Origin of the sequence: Alkalibacterium putridalgicola (genome assembly GCF_040959045.1) — a bacterium.
Classification (GTDB): domain Bacteria; phylum Bacillota; class Bacilli; order Lactobacillales; family Carnobacteriaceae_A; genus Alkalibacterium; species Alkalibacterium putridalgicola.
On sequence record NZ_CP162615.1, the window covers coordinates 1908181 to 1930440 of the forward strand.

Genomic DNA, 22260 nt, shown 5'->3' on the forward strand with positions numbered 1-22260 from the left:
GTCTCACCCTTTTTTCCGCATAAACGAATTATGCCTCTTCATTCTGTTTTTCCTGTGGATAAACAAGTCCCATTTGACTGCGGCATTCATCAAGAAGCGCCATCACTTCGATGGTAGTTTGAGCTGGGATTTTTTCGCCTTCTTTCTTGCCCTCTCTGATCTCCGCCGCAACATTGGAGAACTGTTTGCCATATAAAAGATCTTCCACTTCAAACGTTTCTTCCTTATCTTCAGTATTTAGCGTGGCTGTTTTTGCCATATGAAATTGAGGGACATAGATCGAACCCTTTGTTCCTTTTATCTCAAAATAGTGCCCGCCGTCTTTTTCCATAGAAACCAAGTTGATAGCTTTGAATCCAGGATATTGGAAGGTGATCGTTTCGCTGTAATCGACCGCTTCCATCCTTGCCTCACAGTCGATATGTTCTGGGAGTCCAAAAAGTTCATAACAGTATCTCACGTTATAAACACCGAGATCCATCAATGCTCCGCCTAACATTGAGGGTGTCGTAAGTCTGGGATTCGTTGAACCATTGACTAGAGGGACCTCAAAGGCACTGTAGACTGATTTTATATCTCCAAGCACACCCGATTCGACCCATTCTTTGACTTTTAATGCCGTGTCATTATGCCAGGTCCACATCGCTTCAGACACATAGACATCTTTTTCTCGAGCATAGTCGAATATAGCTTTTGCTGCTTTTTCATTCACAGCAAACGGTTTTTCACAGAGTACCGGCTTACCGTTTGCAATGGAAAGTCGGGTATATTTTGCGTGCAAATCGCCATTCACATTGACATACACACCTTCTACATCTGGAGCATTGATCGCCTCTTCGGGTGTATCATAAACGGTTCCACCAAATTCTTCCGCAAAAGCTTCCGCCTTTGACTGCGTCCGATTCCAGACAGCAACGATCTCGTTATCCTCAGTCTGCACTAATTCTTCTGCTGTCGTACGGGCGATCCCGCCGCACCCAATGTAAGCCCATCCAAATTTCTTCATACGTTATACCTCCGTTAATTTTTTATATGAATCAACATGTCTACTCCTATTATAAACAGGAATCTAAAAAAAAGATATCAAGAACGGATAAGCATTCCCCCCTTATGCTTTCATTTCATAAAATACTTATGCTATTCTGAAACCAGTATACTCAAAGCGTTTACAAAAACATCAATCTTTAAGGAGTGATATTAATTATGGATTTAAGGTTTATTGCTGTAGTCATAGGCATATCTCTTGTTGTAGCATTTATTGCTTACTTTATCGTGGAGAAAACAGGTGTCTCAAGAAAAGCTTTGTACATTTTGTTTGGAAGCTTATTTGTCATCACACTCATCACCCTGGCTGTCAGCTATATGATAGGTGGCTGGACAGGTCTGGGGCTGGGCGTTTGGAGCATATATATAGGTGCTCCCTCTCTGACGACTCTTATATTACTGAAAATGACCGAAAACAGTTGAGTAGTATCCAGGCGGACTATAAGTAAAGTGTTTCCTTTATGGTATCAGTGACTTTAAAAGCAGTCACTGATACGATTTTTTTCTGGACATTACCAGCCAGGATGACAGCAGTAACACCAGAGATCTTAGGACAAGAGAAGTACTCCCTTCCCATATTTCTATTCTTCTGCCATTTACCTCATATTTCAAACGGACTATCGTGCCAAGAGCCATTAGTCGATCATATATCCACGTGTGTCTCGGATGATATCGATACTTTTCCACTTATTGTTGAAAACACGTTTTATTACTCGGCTAAAGTACTTGAAACAGATGACTGTAAATTTCTACAACATCAAATACTGGCTCCTCCTATCCATATTTACAAAAAAAAGCAGCTGTCTTTTGTGGAAAAAAGACAGCTGCTTTTCAGTCAAAAATATTACTTAATAATTGATCAGGTTTGATCACTCAAACTGGAGCTGGAAATAATCTGGTACGATCTTCGGCGTTTGTCTGTTTAAGAGATGCAGAACCAGCTTGGACACAAGGACACCCGGGCCGAGCGCCTGACCGACACTGATCGTAGGGATCGAACGGTTTTCGATCCAGCCGGAAATATTCTCTTCTGTCGCATAATCAGGAAGTTTTTGGCTATATGCTGATGGCGGGAATGTCTTGCCCTGCAGTTCATCGATCGTAATGTCTTCGGGTATCTGTGTATACTCTTCCAGCGTCAGACCCTTAGGATCAAAAGTCAGAACTGATGTCCCGAAACCTAAAGCAACCGCCGTGGTGATGAATAAGTCTCTCTGTCTGGCGGCACGATGGAGGGCAACAGATTCAGGAAAAGCAAAATAATCGATGGCATCAATGACGTAATCAGCGCCTTCTAAAAATGGGGCCACGTTTTTCTCAGTGACTCCATCGTTATAACACACGATCTCCATCTCAGGATTGATCGTCAGTAAGTGATTTTTTAACGCTTCCGCTTTCTTCTGCCCGACAGTTAAATGAGTCGCAGCACACTGGCGATTAATGTTTGAGACATCGAAGGTATCAGGATCAGCCAGAATCAGTTTCCCTATGCCCATTCGTGCGAGCAGTTCTGCTGAAAAACCTCCAATACAGCCACAGCCTGCAATGGCGATCGTTGTACCATGCAGTCTCTGCACTTCTTCTTCTGACATGATACCTAAATTACGTATAAATTGTTCTTTGACCATTACTTGATCCCCTCCATTACTTTTTCTTCACTTTCCACGAGATAGTCATATAATGTCCGGCGTTTATCCTTCAAAGTCGTGAGGCATTCTGAAAGATTCAGTACACAAGGGATCGTTTTTGACCCAAGGTAAACGTTCGGTTCACCGATGACTTCAAAAGGAAATTTAAAAATCCGATGCATGTAGCGATACACTCTTTCATCAATACAGCAGACCCAATGAGTCAATCCATTACTCAAGGAATAATTTAATACAGTGCGGATCAGACCTAAACCGACATCGTGTTTGGGCATTTTGGTGAATGCACTGATTTCAGCATATTTATTTTCTTCAAGCCCTGCCAGTTTCAGCTTTTCGATTTCAAAAATATTGAAATGTTTCATTGTAGGCAGGTCATCCAGTGACATGAAAATAAGTCGTGTCACCCCAACGACTTCTTTTGACTTAGCCGTTTCCACGACAAAATATGTCGAATGATCTATGTAGGGGTCCTCATCATCTTTTTTTAAAAAACCGACTTCCTGATAGCGCTGATGGTGAAGTGCCACTGCCTCAACACTTTTTATTCCCTCAACTCTTCCAAAATGATATTCTTTTTCACTTTCCATTATAACACGCTCCTTAAACATTATTTTTAGTAAAAAACTGCCACATTTTAAAGCGTTACCAAATATAAATACATAGTTTCATGGTTATTTATACAAAAAGGTGATAAAATCTTATAGGATAGTCACTTTTTTAAAATACATGACATTAGGATGATCGACCAAAATGAATAAACCCTTAAACGAAAAGGAACAATTGATGCATGAATTAATTGAGGATTATGATAAAAATCTGAATAATCAGATAATTAAAATATCTTCGATCTACATCATACTGAGTATCAGCTGGAATTTGATATTCAGGTGGTTCAATCTCCCATTTTCACGGGCTGACCTTAGCATACTGATGATGATTTTCGCTGTTTTATCAACCATTTTCCTAATCTTCCGCTTCACCCGAGCCTCGACCAAACTGAATACACATATCGTTTTATTGTCTGTTGTCTTCGTGATCATAAGCTTATATTTTGGTTCAGGTTATTCTGAAGCATGGAGCTACTTCCTGCTGATACCTATTATTACCAGTCTTTACGGCAAGGGGTTCTTATCCATTTTCTACTCAGCAATGGGTCTAATCAGTATGGTTTTTGTACGAATAGGCTTTCCGGGCAATGCATCTTATATAGCGGATACGATAGACATTTCAAATCGTATTCTTCTTTATATCATCGTTGCGACATTCAGTTACCTGCTCCTGTCCAAGCTGAACATGCTCTACAATAAGCAAGTCAATACAGTCATCCAATCGATGGAAATGACACTTGAGCAAGTCGTTCAGAGTTTCATTGTTGCGATGGAAGCGAAGGACCTTTACACATTTGGTCACAGCGAACGAGTAAGCCAATATGCTGTCGCCTTAGCCAAACAGCTGCCCGAATATCAGCATGAACAAAAGCTCAAACTTTTAAGACTGAGCGGTCTACTACATGATATCGGAAAAATCAATATGCCCGAACATATTTTGACCAAGCCGACATCACTGACTGATAAAGAATATGAAATCATTAAAACTCATACATCTCTTGGAGCTCAAATGGTCGAAAAAGTCGAAGGCCTGAATGGCTTGAAAAACGGTGTCCTCTATCACCATGAGAGATGGGACGGTAAAGGCTATCCAACTGGTTCAAAAGGCCATTCCATTCCTTTAGAGGCACGCATACTGGCTGTGGCAGATGCTTTTGATGCCATGACGTCCACAAGAGCTTACCGCAAGGAACTGCCTCTGGAAGAAGCATTCAGGCGACTGGACCAAGGGGTAGGAACCCAATTTGATCCAAACCTGGCACAAGCCATTGAAGCTGCAAGGCCTGACTTTTTAAAAATATACTTTGACTGTCACGACCCGATAGATGAATTTGAGAAAATCACTGATTTTCTATAATTCTATGTAGTCATACTACTGTGTATAATCATACCACTTTATTTTATAAAATGTTGTTCCACCTTGAGAAAACATTAAAAAATAAAAAATAAAAAAACAATAAAATAATAGCTTGTTCCATCAATGCTCTTATTTTCACAATTATATATCACAGATAAATATATATCAATATTTATCTGCAGAAATTGTATAAACTTTTTTTTATTAATACAATATGAATAAAAACTCTTATTATGATATTATAAATCCCCCAAATGGAGACAACCGATTTTGTCTCTGTTTGGGGGATTTAAATATCCTTTCACTGCTTCTTCCATCTCTGGACGTTTAACTTTTTCAATCATTAGAGAAATAGTTTTACAACGGTATAAATGAATGTTCCTATTTTACTGCAATGTACTGCCGTCAAGTGACACACGAATCCTAGCGATTCTACCCTCGCGATTGAACAAGCTTTGACTTGTTTCTTCACTCAATACATCGGTGTCATCATACACTTCTTCTGTTCCATCTCTATAAGAAACGAGGATCTCTTTCTTGCCTTTCAGTTCATACGTGACCGGAACGGCACACATCGTGAATCCCAGCGATTGCTCGTCCAACTGGATGCTTTCTTTCTCAGATGCATTGTTCTGCGGCAGGTTCCAGCTGATCTTTTCATTCAGAAATTCGGATTTCTGAAGCAGCACTGGGCTGAACTTGATCAGGCCTTCCTCCACCGTCACGCCTAATTCACCGAACCTTGAGATGATATCTTCCTTGACCTGCCCTGTCATTCCAGGCTGCTGTACACCCGCAAAGCTTGGAGTATGCGAGTAGGCTTCTGTCGGAAACGCACCATACTGTTCCGGTGACTTGTCGACACCTATCCCTGCTTTGATATCCTCATAAGAGCTTATAAGGCCCTCAGCAGTTTTATTCATTCCGTGACGACTGTAGGTATCAAAAAAGTTTTCCTGAACCGCTAACGCTAATTTTGAGACCATATGCCAGTAAATAGATCCAAGACCTTCGTACTTATAAAAGGTTCCTGATCGTCCGGTGAATGCATGATGGTTGAACAGATCGGAGAAGATCTCCTTCACTCGTCTGATTTCTTCATCCGGGTATTCTCCTGTAGCTTTTAAGGCTTCTTCGATCTCTTCCCCATTCCTGAAATTGCCGTTGAAGTGATAGTTACCTTTGACATCTTTTTCAATAAAGCGTGACCGGTCATTCTCCAGCTCAGCTTTCAATATAGCGGAAGACATGACTTTTTCTTCTGGGATCACATTTTTTTCAAGGAATCTTGGCAGTTCGCGGTTTGGATAGAGCATATAACTGTTTTGGTCCTCACGGTAAATCGCACTCTTTTTCAATGCTTTAAGAACAGACAAGGCTTCTTCCCCATCCAGTGCTTTTGAGCTCAACACAGACACTTGTCCCTCCAGCATTTCATAAAGATGGGATACACTGCAGCTGTTTTCTTCAAATCGTATAAGATTATAAGAATGATAGAGACCGTCCGTGCGTTTGTTCTTCTTGATGGAGTCATTTAAATGATCCAGAGTGACTTCTGTAAATTCTTTAAGCATACTTATTGAAAGATCTTTTTTCTCTCCGCTGAAGCCATCTGTGTAGACAGACTGTCTATACGCTTCTCCTATTCTGCCCAGTGCCTCTACGATTTCATAACGCTCCGTATCACTGATGTCTTCGCCCAGGAGGGACTGTTTCTCCTTCAGTACAGCAAGTGTGTCTTCGAACATCTGCAGCACTTCAGCTGAAATGCTTACTGTGTCGCTGTCCATGTCCTCAACAAGCTGGCTCATGTATTTCTGGAAACGATGCATATAATACAAGGTCACCATTGATAGACCGTTACCCACTAGAGCATTGTTGGCATCATTCCATTCAGGACGCTGGGTGTTCATCCAAATCCCGCCTTCAGGTACATAATTGGAAAATTTTGAGAGCAGGGAGACAAGCAGTTTCTCCATTAAGTTGACTTTATACAAGCCATCCCCCTTAAAGACAAACTTACCATCGGAGCCCAGGTCTTTCACTCTCTCTGCAATCAATGCCTCACTGTCATCGTCATAGTCGATGCTGTTTCTCGGATCTGAAACGAGCGCGTCAAACCCTTTGATACGATATGGGACATTCGCGTACACAAAGATATCTTTATGCAGGAGAGCCAGCAGTTTTTCAGGATGATAGTCTTTAGACATTTCAAGCAGTTTCAATAGGTAGATGATCTGGTGATCGCCCCAGTAACCGATGTTTGACCAGGGATCGTCTGGATCGAGCGTTTCCCAGTCGATGCCTTCTTTAGTGATACGGTACGGGTTATACCCATCTGGTGTTGAAGCATTGACAAATTTAGCTATAATACTCTCGGTATAGGCTGGGAATGACATGCTCAAGGCTTCCCAGTTCTGGAAGATGTCCCGCCAGTTCCCCTCAAACTTAAGTGCTTTACTTCCGTCCTCTTTTGTCAATTCGATATTGAACTGGTTCCATGGACGGCTCGGGTCTCCGTGTCTGCGGCTGAACGTCAGCGGCAAGTACTCCATCGTCAGACGTTCAAGATCCTTATCATCGATATCGGACACTCGGTTTAACAGTTCGTTGTAATGTATCGTTTCCGGTAAATCCTCCAGAAAGTCCGCACGCTGATCAAAAACATTGGTATTCCATGTTTCTATGAACTCTTTGAAATCTTCTCTATCTACAGTGTAGCCGTCTGCGTATATCCCGCCACGCATGATGTTATATAAAGTATTTGAAAAATGGCGATAGCTCGCTTTCTCATTAGATGTTTTCTGAAACCCATCGGCTTCAAATACAAGCTTTTCAAGGTTAACGTCCCCTTGAGCGACATCTTTTTCAACTTCCGTGTTAAGCGCTTCACTTTTTTCGAGTAAAACATTCAGTTTCTCTACATCGGCCGCATTCTGATTCAGTTCCGAAACGATCATCCACCGCTTGGCATCTGCCCCTCCCAGAGTCAGGGTATCCACAACATAATAGGAACCTCTTCTGCCTTTGACATCTTCTTCAGTCTGAAGGTCAGCGTCCATAGCAAAAGCATCGAGCTGCTGTTCTGACAAGAGGTATTGAGGATCTTCTAGACCGCTGGACCATACAGTTGTCGCCTTCAGTGATTCACTTGGTTCAGCTTTATCCGTTAAGATAGAACTGAGCGTATATATTCCCAAGCCCGCTCTCTCGATCAATTCACTGCGCTTATAGCCATCCACAAGGGTGCTTTTCGTGGTCTGCAGAAGTGTATTGACACCATATGGCAGGATATTCCGTATGCCGTCTAAAAGTTTCACTTCCACTGATTCATCAGAAAGATTCTCTAAAACAGATTCTTTGACAAAGCCAAAGCGTTCACTGTTTTTCAATGTATAGGCATAACTCACATTCAAATCGTGGTTTATTTCCTCGAATCGTATTTTATTTCCGGTCGTGTTTTTATAAAGGTTGCGTGTTATCGTGTAAACGCTGCTCATATGACGGGTAAAAGGCTTCCATAAAAATTTCTTGCCGTCTTTTTTTAGGATCAGCTGGGTGTTCGGTCCGGCCGTTTCGATACTGTCGTGGATCTTGTCATCTGTCTCATAAGGAAATAGCGCCGATTCTGCATTCTTTCTGCCGCAGGTCAGGCCACCCGTACTGGAGACGAACATCCAGTGGTCCGAATCACTGACAACTGTCATAAAAAACGGGGTCATTTCATCATAATTACTCATTTTAAAATAGGTTTCATTATCCAGAGTCACCGTTTCAAGTGACACATCTTTTTCTTTAATGTCTAAAGCCGCTTGGCCATAAAATATATTACTTGTATGCTTCATCAAATATTCCTTTCTTTCGATTATTTACCTTGCTTACTCTGATTATATAGTGCTTATGCTCTTAAAGCAATGGATGTAACCGTTTTTTGTTAAGCGCTTAAGTTTGTGTTGATCGGCATTGTAATCAGTAGTTTCATATTTGACTAGATATAAAGACATCCTTGAAGAAAACGCACTGTCTTCAAGGATGTTTTCTCAGTTATTTATATTTTTTTACCTGATTTCCACTTTCTATACTTTTCGACATCTTTATGGACCATCTTATAGGCAAAAGCAGTTACGGCCGCATCATCTATCAAGCCTACACCGGGGATGAAATCAGGGATAAAATCAAAGCCGTTAAGGACATAGATCAAAGCACTGACTATGGCAATGACTGACCTTAAAGGAATCTTTGTATATTCTTTACTGATATAGGCTCTGACTAGAGAAATGAACACTGGGATATCTTTTAAATACTTACCGACTCTGGGTATTTTGGACAATTTTTTTTCAAGATCATCCAGCATCTCTTCTGTCTTTTCTTTATCCTTTAAAAGTTTTTTAGCTTTCTCCTTATTCCTGCTTAAAAGACCTTTTACTTTACCTTCCTTTTTTAATTCTCCGATTTTTTCTTTTGGATCGTCATTCTTCATACTATATCCTCTTTTCTAATGAAGTTAATTTTTAATACATGTGCATCTTTCTTCATATTCAGTCTATCACTTCTCTTGTAATTAAGTGTATCACATAGCGCATTAAATCCTAATTGAAATGAATGTATGGATCATAAATTAAAAAGAAAATAATGCAGTCAATATGGTAATATAAGGGTAAATCAAAATGCAAGGACGTTAACTTACATGAATGCAAAAGTAATCAATCGCTTAAATAATTTTATCACCTATCTTGTTTATGCCATCTATCCTGTTGTTCTTTTACTATTGGTTTATAATCGAGATCCAAGGTTCTGGAGGGTTACGCTGACTCCTGCCATTTCTTATGTATTAGTCAGTATTTTCCGGTATTATATCGATGCACCTCGTCCTTATGAAGTGTCCGGTAATAAGCCTATTATCAAAAAAGACACTAAAGGAAAGTCTTTTCCCAGCCGACATGTCTTTTCTATTTTTGTCATTGCCACGACACTTTATTTCATTTCAAAACCTCTGGGCATTTTTCTATTGTTGGCAGGCAGTATCTTAGCTGTCTTACGTGTGATCGGAGGCGTTCATTACCCGCGTGATGTTATCGCCGGAGCGATTATCGGGATCATTTCCGGGATAGTAGGGTTTTATCTTTAAGAATTTAGAAGGTGTTACGCCTCTCAACAAAAAAGCGAAGGTCCTCTGGTCATAAGTTGACCTGGATCTTCGCTTTTGTCATTTCACTCTTTCTTATCTACCTTAGATATTTACATGATCTTAGCTTGTTCGAAACCTAGCCCTTTGTGGGAACATAAGGAACGATTTTCGCTGCAAGGTTGCTGATCGGCATCGTCTGCAGGGTGACTTTTCCAGGTCCAAGCAGTTTAACTAAGAAGGCTCCTTCCCCACCGAACATCATATTTTTCAAGCCTTTAACTGTTTCAATGGAATACGTGATACTTTCATCAAACATGAATACATGGCCCTGGTCAACCATAAGAGCTTCACCGGGACCTAATTCGTACTCTACCAGAGAGCCATCAGCTTCTAAAAATAAATCGCCTCTACCGGAAAATCTCTGCAGCACAAAGCCTTCTCCACCTAGAAGTCCAGTTGAAAACTTCTTAGTCAAAGCAACTTCAAAATCTACACCTTCTGTAGAAGCCAAATAAGCACTTCGTTGAGTCATGATCTCACGTCCGTTCATATCAATATGGACGATTTTCCCCGGCAATGAAGAGGCAAATGCGATTTCCTGATTGTCTTTTATCGCGCTATACTTATTCTGAAACATACTTTCTCCAGAAAAGGCTCTTGAGAACCCTTTAAGCAGCCCCCCGCGGCTGGATGTTTCGAGCTCAAACCCTTCTGTCATCCAGGACATATTCCCTGAACTGGTGATGATTGTTTCGCCCCGATTCATCATACATCGAAGGACTGGATATTCTCCCTGTATTTCAAACTTCATTTTTCTGATCTCCTTTGAGTTGGTATAGTTTATTGCCGCATTTTTATTTTGTTATATAGAGGATAACAAAAGGTTATACTCGTATATATTTTAAATCCATTATATTCCTGCAGTCACTTAATTACAATCTCTAAAAATGCGGATAGCTCTGTGCGTGATACGCATATGGAGCATTTGAATTTTCTGAATCAAATAAAACCAAACAAGATAAATCCTACTGTGTTTATGGCAAAATTGGCAAACATATGTACAAGCCACGACGGATAAATCGTTCCAGTCTTCTCATTCAAATAATTAAAGATACAGCCCCCGGCAAACAAGCCTGTCATGGCTAACAAATAAATACTCCAGTGAAACCATCCACTTGTCATCCCGACATGATACAAGGCAAACAGCAGAGCACTGAATACATAGGCGAAGAGTCGCCCGGTATTTTCCTTCAGAATCAGAAAAGCGAACCCCCGAAAGAAAAACTCCTCCAGCAAAGAGTTGATCAGAGAGATATAAATGGCGACATATATAAAGTTATGGGCAGTCACACCAACATCCCCAGTTAATGCGTCACGAATCGATGCTAATTCTATATGGTCTTTTAAAAGGACATAGGCAAGAAAGATCACAGCGTAAACGCTGACCCCGAGTAATAAGGCAATTTTTAAGTCTGATTTTTTAGGAATGAACAATTTTTTTAAATGACTATATTCATCTTTGTACCTGACGAAGTAGCCCATTGGAACAACTGAGAACAGTGTAATTTTAAAAATGGATTTGTACAGATACGGCAGTTGAATAAAGCCGTCTATGAGACTCATACCTAAAGCAGATAGTGTGATAGAAAGAATCAGGAAAATGCTTTTTCTGTTTAATTTCATATTATGAAACTCCTTGTATAAGAGACCTATTACTTTTAATACTATACTCACTTCACTGTAGATATAAATTCAGCATTTCCTATATAAGAATCTGAAAGTTGTGCTTTTTATTGTTCTGGCATAAATAGCGTATCAACTGTTGTATTCAAGTTTCTCGCTAGGTCAAAAGCAAGTTGCAAGGAGGGATCGTATTTTTCATTTTCAATTGCATTAATGGTTTGTCTTGTAACTTTACAATAATTAGCCAATTCTTGTTGAGAAATACCTTTGGCTTTACGACGTTCCTTTATTTGATTTTTCATTGACTTAAAAACCCTAGTAATATAATTAAAATCACTGAAACTATTAAAACAGTATACATCATTTTTTTGAATTTTTTATCTTCATTCAGTTTTGATAAGTAATATTGTTCAAGTAAGATCAGAAGCGTCGTTGAAAGAGTAGCAACTGACATTAAGATACTGCCATCTCCATTGTTCATAATTCTTTGAAAACCACCTATTATGAACATAGCTAACACAGTGACAGACCACGTTATTTTGATCGCTTTGTTTGCTACCTTTTGTTCCATTTCGTCTTTTTTCCGCATAGTGTATACTCCTTTTTGTCAAATACTTTTTACATATAAACAATACCAACTACAGGTTGATATGTCAAAAGAGTTTTACATTTAAAAAGTGATACGCTACATAGTATCTCTCACAAGCAGTAATAGATCAACTACCAATAGAAATTATACGTTCCAAATAATGGATTCAATATTAGTATATGGCATTCACTAATTCGTCGGATGGATGCGTCCTAAGAGTCCAGTCTTTTAAACAAAACAGCCCCACCCCAAAGCTTCTGCTTATAAGAGTGGAGCTTACTGATAAATTGATGACTCTAATCTAAATCTATATCCAGCATCAAAGGTGTGTGGTCTTGTCGTTCACCTGAATCCAGCATCTCTGAATTATTCACCTTATCAGCCAGTCTGTCACTCACCAGCCAGTAGTCGATCCGCCAGCCGGAGTTATTGACTTTGCTGGTTTTGGCACGCTGATTCCACCATGAATACTGCCCAGTAACATCACCGTGGACATGTCGGAAAGTATCCGTGAAGCCTTTGCTTAATAACTTCGTAAATCCTGCACGCTCTTCATCAGTAAATCCAGCTGAACGACGATTTCTATCCGGATGAGCAATGTCGATTTCTTTATGGGCGACATTGAAGTCTCCTGTAGCAAGAACGGGCTTTTTCGCATCCAGACTGGCTAAGTATTCAGCATACTTTTCATCCCACTGCTGACGTTCTTCAAGACGGACTAAGCCTGAACCGGCATTAGGTGTATAGACTTGCGTGATGAAATAATCGTCAAATTCAAGTGTGATCATACGTCCTTCGACATCCATTGTGTCCGGAGCGTCGATTTTAGGATAGGTCACGATCGGATTAAAACTCTTTTTATATAAAAACATCGTACCTGCATAACTTTTTCTTGCAGGTTCTTCAGATACGCGCCATACATAATCATACTCAGGAAATAAATCATTCAGTATGCTTCCATGCTTCTTGGTCGGCCCGGTTCGAGGCAGTTTTGTTTCCTGAATCGCGATCACATCTGGATCCTGCTCTACCAGCTTGTCCATTACTGCTCTAGACATCACAGCTCGTTTAGAATCACTTGTCAGTGTTGCATTTAATGAATCGATATTCCATGAAATCAATCTCACTATAATTTGCTCCTTTATAACTTTTTTCTACAACTACTCTATCCATAATAACATTTAACAAGGAGGAGAACGATTATTTTGAACGATTTTAAATCAGAATAAGTGAAAGACTTTATCCAGCTATCAATAGAAAATGAGTGGCTATTGCTCCCGCAACAGCGACTAGTAAGTGAACGGAATGACCTTTTTCGTCCGTTTCTGATATTGTCTGTATTCCTCACCAAAGGAAGCGATCAGGACTTTTTCTTCCATTTGAATACGGTATATAAACGCGGCTGTAGGGAATACAAAAGCAAAAAATGACCCGACCGGATGAAAGAATGCAACGGATACCCCCAGAAAAATGATGATTTCTCCCAGATAAGAAGGATGTCTCACAAGACTATAGAGGCCATCCCGTTTAAGTTTTGATTCTTTGAGCACACCTATATTAACTGAAAATGCAGTCCCTAGCTGTCTGATCGCGCTGAACCTTATGATGATACCAGCTAAAATCAGTGGAATACTGAAATATTTCCATCCTCTAAAAGGAAGGAGTAAAGCTTCAATCACTGAAGGATCAACTACTAATGGTCCGAATATACCAATGAGTATGCAAAACAAAATTATGAGCTTACTTTTTTTTTCTTTATTTTCTTTATATGTTTTTCTGTTTAATATGAAGAATACATAAAGCTCCAACACACCCCATAATCCGATACTCATGAAAATAAGTAAACGTCCAACCATAATTCCCTTCCCTTCTAAATACAATAATGAAAACACTGAATATACTCCGACTATTTGCAGTTGTTTCAAACGCTCAGAATAGGATCTAGTCCCTCCAAGCAGCCAGCGAACGAACCGTAAATTTAAAGCTCTGTATAAATTCTATAGATTGACAATTTAATAGAAGGTAAACCATTTCTGTAAACTCTTTGCCTTTTTTATCTTATTCCTTGGTATCTGGTTGTATTGAGTGTGATATATAGCCAGTACTTGCTTTGATCAAGATTGCATATGGAAGTTTGCAATCGACTAACTAATTTTGCGGAAGATATAATTGTTAGCAGAAATCTTGTACTTGGGTCCTTTCATCTGTTCGTTGACTTTTGCTAAATCAACGGTTTGATTTCCTGGTAAAACAAAATAGCTATCCAGATGGGTACTGATAATTTTATTATTCTTTCCTATGACCCCATTGAATTCAAAATCATCATCATACCTTGCTAAAGTAGCATCACCATGACTATCGTTGCACAATAGAATACCGCCCGTCTTTAGATATTTCTTCGTTGCTTGACCCACAAAGCCTGCATATTGAGAGATGATCAGATCGACTGGTTCGATATCCAAGTCTTCTGTATAGTCCTGACCTAAAAACACTATGTCACACGGACCGTCATACTCTTTATTTTGATTGATATATTCTTGGATCAGCTCTATTTTTCTAAAGAATTTAATGGCACCTTTGAAATTATCCACGTAAATCGCGTGAGGCATAACTAAAGAAGGTGCAATATCAATATGACTGCCCGGGTAAAGGACACGTTTGACATCATACTTTCTTGCAACCAAATCATACAGGTCTTTTCTATCCCCGATTTTGTCTCGGTATTCAATGTATTCCTGATCGACATTAAGTCTATTCACTATGCTCTACCCCATTTATATTTTTTGTTTGAATGCAATCGCTACTTCTATAGATCCTGATATAACTTCAGCCTCATATAGAAACCACCTATTATGAAAAAGGGATCACTCCCTATTCAAAATAATTCTAAAAATTAGTCTTAATGCATATTGCAAGTCGTTTATATATTATTCTCCAAACCACTACTTATTATTAATACCAGATCTTCACTGTGTCTTTAACTAATTTCACCTTCAAATACAGAGATGTATTTAGTAGCATTTGCATTTTTTAAATATACGTAGTTAAATTCTCTCACAATATCAGAATGTTCAATTGTAAAACAAGTGAGGTTCTCATTACTACGTGCTATCGATTCATAGGCAAACGTGATAGCATTTTTAGCAGCGATAAGTTCCTGGATCAATTTAAAACTACTTATACATATTGTCTTTTTAAAACTGTTGACTGTATGATTTTTCTGATTAAGGATCTGTTCAAAAATCTCTCTAGTTCCTGAGCCTTCTTCTCTAACTATTAAGGTTTCTTTTAGCACGTCTGCAAGGGATACATCCTTGTCTGCAAACGGATGATTTTTACTACAGATGCCTACAAAAGATTCCTTTTTGTACAGTTTATAGTCATATTTTTCTTTGCTGAAAAAGCCTTCTATAATGGCAAAATCTAATTTATTCTGCTCAAGTAAAAGCAAAAGATGCTCTGTATTGTCTACTATCAGAGATAAGGTAACCATCTCATTTTCCACTAGTTTACTGATTTGTTCAGGGATGACATACTCTCCAATAGTTTTTGTAGCCCCAATACGTAATGCCATAGAATGTTCACTAAACATCTCATTTTTCAAAACATTTTCATTATACTGGGCTGAACGTGCATACGCTTCTAGTTTCTCTGCTTCTTCTGTTTTCTCTAATCTTTTCCCATCGTAAATAAATAGTCTGGTTTTATATTTATTTTCTAAGAAATGAATATGCTGGGTCACTGCGGGTTGAGTCATATGTAGCAACTCCGCTGTTCTGTGATAATTCATCGTATCGCATAACGTTAAAAACGTATAAATCCTGTAATCTAACATGAAACCCCTCCGATGATAAGCTAAATTTATCAATAGATAATATTTGATTATTATAGTTTATCAACTACTAATGATAGAATCAACTCTAGAGTATCAAAGGAGGATATTATGATAAAAAACACTATATTAAAAGAAGCGAGGATACTAGGTCCTGGCATGATCATCGCCCTGATCATAGCTGCGGCAGCAAAACTGATCGAAAGCCATCTGCCCATTCATTTAATTGGAGCATCCGTGATTGCCCTTTTCATCGGACTGATCATTAATAGTTATTATCCAACGAGTGACACCTTTACACCGGGATTGACCTTTACATCTAAAAAGATATTAAAAGTCGCTATTGTATTATTAGGATCCTCCCTTAGTATCGGTACGATTTTGACTGTAGGTAAACTCTCCCTCATCGTCATGATCTTTACGCTTATAACCTGCTTTGGTGGTGGCTATGTCATTGGAAGATTATTAGGACTGAACTGGAAGTTATCCAACCTGATTTCTGCAGGGACCGGGATTTGTGGGGGCTCTGCTATTGCTGCAGTTGCACCAGTTATTGAAGCAGACGACACAGATATCGCATATGCCATGTCTGCCACTTTCTTATTCGATATATTAATGATCCTTCTTTTTCCCGTGATGGGAAATTGGCTTGGCCTTTCTGACATGGCTTACGGCCTTTGGGCAGGCACAGCAGTCAATGACACATCAAGCGTTGTCGCTGCGGGGTATGCATACAGTGAAGCCGCCGGAGATTTTGCTACTATGGTAAAACTGACTCGTACACTTTCTATTATCCCAGTTGTTGCTATTTTCGGAGTGATCAATGCCAGGTTAAAACAAAAAGAAATAGCTTTATCAAGAGTTGAAAGTGACCTCAGAAAAAAAAGGACTATCTCTTCCACTTTTCCATGGTTCATATTAGGATTTATTACACTTGCTGTCATAAACAGTTTAGGGTTCATTCCTTCTGTGGTTACAGATATAGCAAAAGACGCAAGTCGATTTTTAATGATTGCAGCATTAGCTTCGATTGGACTGAAAACAAACATAAATGAAATGAAAAAATCAGGATTCGCACCCATGTTACACGGTTTTATAATATCGGCCCTAGTCGTTATCGTTGCCATTACTGTGGAATATTTTATGGGAATCGTTTAGCGGTAAAATCTATTGAATTTTGGAGTCTACAGTTCGTCTGTCACATTAAAATAAAGATCCTGCTGGCATATTTTTTTATAAACGTGCCAGCAGGATCTTTGTTATCACTCACTATTTTAATAGCCTTTAACCCTTATTGAGATTTTTCTTTATAGCCTCTTATACTTTCATTTATTCTGGGACAGAGCGCCGGTACAGCTGATCGTCATTTTCTTCCGGATCTCCGCGACCATCTGTATTGTTACTGATGAAATAAAGCAGCTCATCTTCTATCTCAACATCACGAATGCGACCATAACCTGAAATCACTTCTCGCTGTTCTTCTGTTTCAAGATCAAATGCATACACAGCAGATCCCCTTAACCCTGCGACATAAAGTTTCCCTTCATAGTAATCCATTCCAGAAGGGGCCCAGGTCTCATCCTCTCCAGAAGTAAAGATCGGTGTCATCATTCCCTCTTCTTCCTCATTTCCTTCAATGATTGGCCAGCCGTAATTTCCACCCGCTTCTATCCGGTTGATTTCATCATTTGCATCATTGCCGTGCTCGCTTGCATATAGTGTCCCGTCAGATGACCACGTCAGCCCTTGAGGATTTCGGTGACCATAACTGTAAACATAGGAGTCCCTAAAGGGATTGTCACCCGGGATCGATCCATCAGGTTCCATCCGCAAAATTTTACCCGCCAGCGAATCCAGATCCTGTGCCAATTCTGGTACAGAGGCATCACCTGTCGTTGAATAGAGCATACCATCAGGGCCGATCTTCAACCGCCCACCATGATGGACCCTTCCACTTGGGATCTCATCAAGCAGAACGCTCTCCTCTGTCCACACATCTTCGTTCAACTCTAAGGTAACGACCCGGTTCAAAGGTCCGCTACTGTCTTCATATGTGTAGTAGGCATAAGCCGTATTGTTATCCTGGAATTCAGGATCCAGGACGAATCCCAATAACCCCGCCTCTGGGACTAAGGAAAGTTCCTGTTCCAGTTCCACTTCCTGTCTGACAGCTTCTCCATTTTCTATTCGCGTGATCGTGCCGGTCCTCTCTGTCAGGAAGAAGGTTTCTTCCTCTTTTTCAATCGTCCAGGGGATCTCGAGATTTTCTGCAACGATCTCTGGTTCTTCGACTATTTCTTCCTGTTCTGCCTCGTCATTATTTCCCAGATTGTCCTGCCCATCATTCTGTCCACCATTTTCCTGTTCATCCGAAGTGGTATCCGGATCAGATGTGGACGGTTCTTCATCCGTGTCAGCACAACCAGAGACTGGAATCACTAAAAGCAGACACAACATAACTAATCTTTTCATTTCGTCTCACCTTTCCCTTAGCCGTTTATTTGAGTTCAAACCATCAATACAAATCCAAATAACTTTTTTGCTTAGAAGGGTTCTGACAATAAATCTGTTAGTGAATGATTTTCATAGCAATTACCATTTAAAAGAGGTAGTTCTATCCATTCTTTAATCCGCTGACTTTTCGATCCCTGTAATACCAATAGCTCCGGGACCGCCATGGCTGGAAATCACAGCGCCTGCCTTTAACCACATTGCATTTTTAATACCCTTTTCTTTAAGCAGATCGAAAACCATCTCTTTCTGACTGTCTAGAGCACCCGGAGCACCGACCATTAGAACGGTGTCTGGGTCAATGTTATGTTTTTTGAAAAAATTAGTGATCATCTTTTTCAAGCAGCTATCAAAGGATCCACGGTATTTCTCTCCAGGGACCAGGTAGCCATTTTCTAACTTGATCGACGGCTGGATCTTCAGCAAGTTTGCACTGTAAAAAGCCAGACTTGAGACACGGCCACCTGCTTTTAGATACTGAAGTGTCTTAGGTATGAATACCATTTGAGTGCGCTCTCTGATATCTTCAACAAAAGAAACGATTGCCTCAGGTCCAGTATCAGGATGATCTTCAATGAACTGCGCCGTTGCTTTAACTACAGCTGCTGCTCCGATAGATACATGCTTGGAGTCAACAAGGTAGACATTGTCAAAATCTTGAGCTGCAATTTTTGCGGCATTGAAAGACACCGTGGTCACTGCCGAATAGCCGATGTGGATGATATAAGCATCTGGATATTCTGCGAAAATCTCCTTGAAGGCTTCGGCATTATCCTGTGGTGACGTCCCCGAAGTTTTAGGAAGATTGCCTGTTTTTTCATAATAATCAAATGCTTCCTGAACATCAAAGCTGCCATCAGGATACGTCTCATCCCCCATAGTGACATGCATCGGAATGACTTTTATATTGTAGCGATCGATCAATTCTTTAGATAGGTCTGAACCACTTTCAGTTGTAATGATATATTTATTCATAATTTACCTCCATTATTTTTATAGTTGCTCGTACTTCTACTGAACTTAGTCTTTTCTTTTTCTAAACCTGCAAATTCTGCTTTTTAATCTAATGGCCAATTCGTTCTATCCTCACCTAATTAAAAGAAAAGGTGAAAAAGATATCTATAATTAACACTTGAGTCAATTATACCAATCTTGACGTAGTTATTATACATTAGCCCCTTAGAAAATTATGCGTTTTTATTATTAACTGATCACTAAATTCAGCTAAATCTTCTTGTTCATTCATGACTGCCCCTTTTTAATATAAGCAGATAGAAGAAAAAAACCAGAATAGAATGAACTATTCTGGTTTTAACACTTTATTTAATAATTGTGATGTTGACTACCTCGTTAACAGTGTGACACTTTCAATATGACTCGTCTGAGGGAACATGTCGACAGGCTGTACTTTCTGAGCGGTATAGCCACCTTCAACGAGCAGGGCCAGGTCACGAGCTAGTGTTGCCGGGTTGCAGCTGACGTAGATCATTTTCTTGGGCTGCATTTCTAATACGGCATCGATAAACTGTTCATCGAGACCTTTTCTTGGCGGATCGACGACTAGCAGATCGGCAGAACGCCCTTTCCTGCTCCACTCAAGCATCACGTCTTCTGCCGCACCCACTTGATAGGTGACATTCTCGATACCGTTGAGTGCTGCATTGCGCTTGGCATCTTCGACCGCCGGTTCGATCACTTCGATACCATAGACTTCCTTGGCTTTTTCAGCCAGGGCCAGGGTGATCGTGCCGATACCGCTGTAGGCATCGATGACGGTTTCTTCTCCCGTGAGTTCAGCAAACTCGATGACTTTGCTGTAAAGCACTTCTGCCTGGGCCGTATTGACCTGGAAGAATGAACGATGAGAGATTTCGAATGTATGATCCAGCAGTTTATCGTGATATTTGTCTTCGCCGTGCAAGACGATGACTTCCTGCCCTAAAATGACGTTCGTTTTCTTAGGATTCACGTTCTGAACGATACTCACAACATTCGGCAGTTCTTCAAGAATATCCGGAACGATCTTGCTCACAGGGAACAGTTTCGGTGTACGCGTGACCAGGACGACCATCATTTCACCTGTATGATATCCGCGACGGACAAGGATATGACGCAGATTTCCGGTATTATCTTTTTCATTGTACGGTTTAACGTTATACGTGCGCATGATGTCACGGACCGTCACGATGGCTTTGTCGATCTCAGGATCCTGGATCTTAAAGTCTTCCATCGGAATCAGGTCATGGCTGTTCTTTCTGTAAACACCCGTCTCCAGCTTGCCTTTGATCTTTCTGACAGGAATCTGGGCTTTGTTGCGGTAGCCGAAAGGATTCTCCATGCCGATGACATCATAGACGGGGACATCAGGCAGTTTAGCGATCTTCTGCATGACGTTCTCCACTTGGCTTTTTTTGAATTTCAGCTGGCCAGTGTACGACAGGTGCTGCAAAGGCATCGTACCTGTTTGTGCGTAAGCCTTGTCCTTGACTTCCACACGGTCTGGACTCTGGTCGATAATTTTCGTCAGTTTACCCACACCAAATGATTTGCCGATTTTGATGACTTTGAATTCAATGGTTTCTCCGATCAGGGCACCTTCAATGAACAATGGGTAGTGGTCGATTTTAGCGACACCTAGTCCCTCATGTGTCAGGTCAACGATTTCTCCCTGATAGGTCTCGTTTTTTTCTACTGGTGCTTTGAATTTCTTTGTGCTGTTACTCATGGTATTCTCCTTTTTTCGCTTGTTTGCGATGACGTCTCAATTAAAGTATACAGGTTTCCTGTAAAAGACGAAAGCGCACAGTTTTCAGGCTGTGCGCTTTAATTATTCTTCTTCTTTATCTTGCAGCTCCATTACGCGTTTTTTGAACTCTTCTTCTTTTTCTTCTGTCATCAAGTCACGTGTATTGATAGACAGCTGCATGCGGTCCAGATCTGTCACGATTTCCAGGTGCTGTTTATACATGGTGAATTCGGCCGGAGCATCGCCGCCGTATTCTCCGTCGATATTGATCATCAGCTGTTGATTGTTCTGGGTTTCAGCTTTAACATAACTCGTTTTTTTGTACAGTACTTTGGGATGCTGCGTATGTCTGCCGTCGTTCATCAGCATTGTTATCAGACGCAGGATCTCGGCAAAGTTTGTCGTCTTAACGATGATCAGGGTGAATTTTCCGTCACCCAGCATCTTATCCGGAGCGATTTTTTCAAATCCACCGACGGAATTCGTCAAGGCAACGAAAATCAGTGAGGCGACGCCCTCATAGACACCGTCATCATAGGTTATTTTGACTGGGACTTTACCGACACGTGGAAGCAGTTCGGCTCCTTTAACGAAATAAGCAAGTGAGCCGAACAGTGATTTCATGTTGGGCGGCACATCATACGTAACTTCTGTCAAAAAGCCTGCTGCGCCGATATTCATGAAGAACATGTCTTCGGTTTTCGTCTTGACTCTCCCAATATCCATGTGTACTGTCTGATTCTTATGGATGAGCTGGGCCGCTTTCACAAAATCGTAGCGTGGAATCTTAAGCGCCCTGGCATAATCATTCGTTGTCCCAGATGGAATGATCGCCAGTTTGGGACGGTAAAGATGAGGAGACATGCCGTTAATGACTTCGTTAATGGTTCCGTCTCCTCCCGCAGCAACGATCAGATCAAAACCATCTTTGATACAGCGGTCGGCTTCTTTCTGAGCACTGAGCGGTTCCGGTGTGGTACAGAACGCACTGGTGTCATAGCCGGCTTTTTCATATTCATTTAAAATATCTGGTAATTGTCTCTTTAATGTTTCACGACCGGATGTCGGGTTGTAAATCAAACGCGCACGTTTTCTCACCGTTCATCCACCCCC

The 22260-nt window shown here is 40.4% G+C and carries 21 protein-coding genes; 4 read left to right on the forward strand and 17 right to left on the reverse strand.

What is annotated here, in order from left to right; all coding sequences use genetic code 11:
• Positions 1–28 precede the first annotated feature (28 nt).
• Positions 29–1006: a Gfo/Idh/MocA family protein gene (locus AB4027_RS09140; RefSeq protein WP_368645098.1), complete on the reverse strand. Its 978-nt coding sequence runs from the start codon at positions 1004–1006 to the stop codon at positions 29–31.
• Positions 1007–1203: 197 nt separating this feature from the next.
• Between AB4027_RS09140 and AB4027_RS09145 the strand changes: the two genes are divergently transcribed.
• Positions 1204–1467, forward strand: coding sequence for a YesK family protein (locus AB4027_RS09145; RefSeq protein ID WP_091488462.1), 264 nt, complete (start codon positions 1204–1206; stop codon positions 1465–1467).
• 446 nt (positions 1468–1913) lie between these two features.
• On the opposite strand, the gene AB4027_RS09150 is transcribed toward AB4027_RS09145, so the two are convergent.
• Both AB4027_RS09150 and AB4027_RS09155 read right to left on the reverse strand, forming a co-directional pair.
• The gene (locus AB4027_RS09150; RefSeq protein WP_091488461.1) at positions 1914–2672 is read right to left on the reverse strand and encodes a ThiF family adenylyltransferase; all 759 of its coding nucleotides are present in this window, start codon (positions 2670–2672) and stop codon (positions 1914–1916) included.
• On the reverse strand, positions 2672–3280 hold the full coding sequence (locus AB4027_RS09155; RefSeq protein ID WP_368645099.1) for a hypothetical protein: 609 nt from the start codon (positions 3278–3280) through the stop codon (positions 2672–2674). The genes AB4027_RS09150 and AB4027_RS09155 overlap by 1 nt, the downstream gene beginning before the upstream one ends.
• A 163-nt stretch (positions 3281–3443) precedes the next feature.
• Here AB4027_RS09155 and AB4027_RS09160 point away from each other — a divergent pair, with 163 nt between their 5' ends.
• Positions 3444–4658: an HD-GYP domain-containing protein gene (locus tag AB4027_RS09160; protein ID WP_368645100.1), complete on the forward strand. Its 1215-nt coding sequence runs from the start codon at positions 3444–3446 to the stop codon at positions 4656–4658.
• Between the two features lie 386 nt (positions 4659–5044).
• On the opposite strand, the gene AB4027_RS09165 is transcribed toward AB4027_RS09160, so the two are convergent.
• Positions 5045–8503: a hypothetical protein gene (locus AB4027_RS09165; protein ID WP_368645101.1), complete on the reverse strand. Its 3459-nt coding sequence runs from the start codon at positions 8501–8503 to the stop codon at positions 5045–5047.
• A 203-nt stretch (positions 8504–8706) separates the two neighbouring features.
• Complete coding sequence (locus AB4027_RS09170; protein ID WP_368645102.1) at positions 8707–9138, reverse strand: YkvA family protein; 432 nt, start codon at positions 9136–9138, stop codon at positions 8707–8709.
• Positions 9139–9345: 207 nt separating this feature from the next.
• Here AB4027_RS09170 and AB4027_RS09175 point away from each other — a divergent pair, with 207 nt between their 5' ends.
• Complete coding sequence (locus AB4027_RS09175; protein WP_091488453.1) at positions 9346–9786, forward strand: phosphatase PAP2 family protein; 441 nt, start codon at positions 9346–9348, stop codon at positions 9784–9786.
• 136 nt (positions 9787–9922) lie between these two features.
• On the opposite strand, the gene AB4027_RS09180 is transcribed toward AB4027_RS09175, so the two are convergent.
• From AB4027_RS09180 to AB4027_RS09215, 8 genes are all read right to left on the reverse strand, one after another.
• Positions 9923–10597 (reverse strand): TIGR00266 family protein, encoded by a 675-nt coding sequence (locus AB4027_RS09180; protein ID WP_368645103.1) that lies wholly within the window; start codon positions 10595–10597, stop codon positions 9923–9925.
• A gap of 188 nt (positions 10598–10785) precedes the next feature.
• Positions 10786–11469, reverse strand: coding sequence for a CPBP family intramembrane glutamic endopeptidase (locus AB4027_RS09185; protein ID WP_368645104.1), 684 nt, complete (start codon positions 11467–11469; stop codon positions 10786–10788).
• A gap of 107 nt (positions 11470–11576) precedes the next feature.
• Positions 11577–11771, reverse strand: a complete 195-nt coding sequence (locus tag AB4027_RS09190) for a helix-turn-helix transcriptional regulator (RefSeq protein WP_091488447.1) — start codon at positions 11769–11771, stop codon at positions 11577–11579.
• Positions 11768–12058 (reverse strand): hypothetical protein, encoded by a 291-nt coding sequence (locus tag AB4027_RS09195; RefSeq protein WP_368645105.1) that lies wholly within the window; start codon positions 12056–12058, stop codon positions 11768–11770. The genes AB4027_RS09190 and AB4027_RS09195 overlap by 4 nt, the downstream gene beginning before the upstream one ends.
• Positions 12059–12354: 296 nt before the next feature.
• Positions 12355–13185 carry an exodeoxyribonuclease III gene (locus AB4027_RS09200; protein ID WP_368645106.1) on the reverse strand — a complete coding sequence of 277 codons (831 nt, stop codon included), beginning with the start codon at positions 13183–13185 and terminating at the stop codon, positions 12355–12357.
• Positions 13186–13347: 162 nt separating this feature from the next.
• Positions 13348–13914 carry an isoprenylcysteine carboxylmethyltransferase family protein gene (locus AB4027_RS09205; RefSeq protein ID WP_368646423.1) on the reverse strand — a complete coding sequence of 189 codons (567 nt, stop codon included), beginning with the start codon at positions 13912–13914 and terminating at the stop codon, positions 13348–13350.
• A 288-nt stretch (positions 13915–14202) separates the two neighbouring features.
• Positions 14203–14817 carry a hypothetical protein gene (locus AB4027_RS09210; protein WP_368645107.1) on the reverse strand — a complete coding sequence of 205 codons (615 nt, stop codon included), beginning with the start codon at positions 14815–14817 and terminating at the stop codon, positions 14203–14205.
• A 218-nt stretch (positions 14818–15035) separates the two neighbouring features.
• The gene (locus tag AB4027_RS09215) at positions 15036–15893 is read right to left on the reverse strand and encodes a LysR family transcriptional regulator (protein WP_368645108.1); all 858 of its coding nucleotides are present in this window, start codon (positions 15891–15893) and stop codon (positions 15036–15038) included.
• Positions 15894–16001: 108 nt separating this feature from the next.
• On the opposite strand from AB4027_RS09215, the gene AB4027_RS09220 reads away from it, so the two are divergent.
• A complete protein-coding gene (locus AB4027_RS09220; RefSeq protein ID WP_368645109.1) occupies positions 16002–17048 on the forward strand; it encodes a YeiH family protein in 1047 nt (348 codons plus the stop codon).
• A gap of 171 nt (positions 17049–17219) precedes the next feature.
• On the opposite strand, the gene AB4027_RS09225 is transcribed toward AB4027_RS09220, so the two are convergent.
• The 4 genes from AB4027_RS09225 to AB4027_RS09240 form a co-directional block, all read right to left on the reverse strand.
• On the reverse strand, positions 17220–18362 hold the full coding sequence (locus AB4027_RS09225) for a sorbosone dehydrogenase family protein (RefSeq protein WP_368645110.1): 1143 nt from the start codon (positions 18360–18362) through the stop codon (positions 17220–17222).
• Between the two features lie 153 nt (positions 18363–18515).
• Complete coding sequence (locus AB4027_RS09230) at positions 18516–19376, reverse strand: DegV family protein (RefSeq protein ID WP_368645111.1); 861 nt, start codon at positions 19374–19376, stop codon at positions 18516–18518.
• Between the two features lie 367 nt (positions 19377–19743).
• Entirely contained in the window at positions 19744–21126 is a 1383-nt protein-coding gene (gene rlmD / locus AB4027_RS09235; protein ID WP_368645112.1) for a 23S rRNA (uracil(1939)-C(5))-methyltransferase RlmD, read from the reverse strand.
• Positions 21127–21228: 102 nt separating this feature from the next.
• The gene (locus AB4027_RS09240) at positions 21229–22245 is read right to left on the reverse strand and encodes a diacylglycerol kinase family lipid kinase (protein WP_368645113.1); all 1017 of its coding nucleotides are present in this window, start codon (positions 22243–22245) and stop codon (positions 21229–21231) included.
• Between the last annotated feature and the right edge of the window lie 15 nt (positions 22246–22260).

Excerpts from the sequence above, each read along its gene's own strand:
- AB4027_RS09205 (WP_368646423.1), bottom strand. The coding sequence starts at position 13,914 with ATGGTTGGACGTTTACTTATTTTCATGAGTATCGGATTATGGGGTGTG.
- AB4027_RS09215 (WP_368645108.1), bottom strand. The coding sequence starts at position 15,893 with ATGTTAGATTACAGGATTTATACGTTTTTAACGTTATGCGATACGATG.
- AB4027_RS09190 (WP_091488447.1), bottom strand. The coding sequence starts at position 11,771 with ATGAAAAATCAAATAAAGGAACGTCGTAAAGCCAAAGGTATTTCTCAA.
- AB4027_RS09175 (WP_091488453.1), top strand. The coding sequence starts at position 9,346 with ATGAATGCAAAAGTAATCAATCGCTTAAATAATTTTATCACCTATCTT.
- AB4027_RS09170 (WP_368645102.1), bottom strand. The coding sequence starts at position 9,138 with ATGAAGAATGACGATCCAAAAGAAAAAATCGGAGAATTAAAAAAGGAA.
- rlmD (WP_368645112.1), bottom strand. The coding sequence starts at position 21,126 with ATGAGTAACAGCACAAAGAAATTCAAAGCACCAGTAGAAAAAAACGAG.
- AB4027_RS09140 (WP_368645098.1), bottom strand. The coding sequence starts at position 1,006 with ATGAAGAAATTTGGATGGGCTTACATTGGGTGCGGCGGGATCGCCCGT.
- AB4027_RS09220 (WP_368645109.1), top strand. The coding sequence starts at position 16,002 with ATGATAAAAAACACTATATTAAAAGAAGCGAGGATACTAGGTCCTGGC.
- AB4027_RS09225 (WP_368645110.1), bottom strand. The coding sequence starts at position 18,362 with ATGAAAAGATTAGTTATGTTGTGTCTGCTTTTAGTGATTCCAGTCTCT.
- AB4027_RS09230 (WP_368645111.1), bottom strand. The coding sequence starts at position 19,376 with ATGAATAAATATATCATTACAACTGAAAGTGGTTCAGACCTATCTAAA.
- AB4027_RS09155 (WP_368645099.1), bottom strand. The coding sequence starts at position 3,280 with ATGGAAAGTGAAAAAGAATATCATTTTGGAAGAGTTGAGGGAATAAAA.
- AB4027_RS09165 (WP_368645101.1), bottom strand. The coding sequence starts at position 8,503 with ATGAAGCATACAAGTAATATATTTTATGGCCAAGCGGCTTTAGACATT.
- AB4027_RS09180 (WP_368645103.1), bottom strand. The coding sequence starts at position 10,597 with ATGAAGTTTGAAATACAGGGAGAATATCCAGTCCTTCGATGTATGATG.
- AB4027_RS09195 (WP_368645105.1), bottom strand. The coding sequence starts at position 12,058 with ATGCGGAAAAAAGACGAAATGGAACAAAAGGTAGCAAACAAAGCGATC.
- AB4027_RS09160 (WP_368645100.1), top strand. The coding sequence starts at position 3,444 with ATGAATAAACCCTTAAACGAAAAGGAACAATTGATGCATGAATTAATT.
- AB4027_RS09185 (WP_368645104.1), bottom strand. The coding sequence starts at position 11,469 with ATGAAATTAAACAGAAAAAGCATTTTCCTGATTCTTTCTATCACACTA.
- AB4027_RS09150 (WP_091488461.1), bottom strand. The coding sequence starts at position 2,672 with ATGGTCAAAGAACAATTTATACGTAATTTAGGTATCATGTCAGAAGAA.
- AB4027_RS09145 (WP_091488462.1), top strand. The coding sequence starts at position 1,204 with ATGGATTTAAGGTTTATTGCTGTAGTCATAGGCATATCTCTTGTTGTA.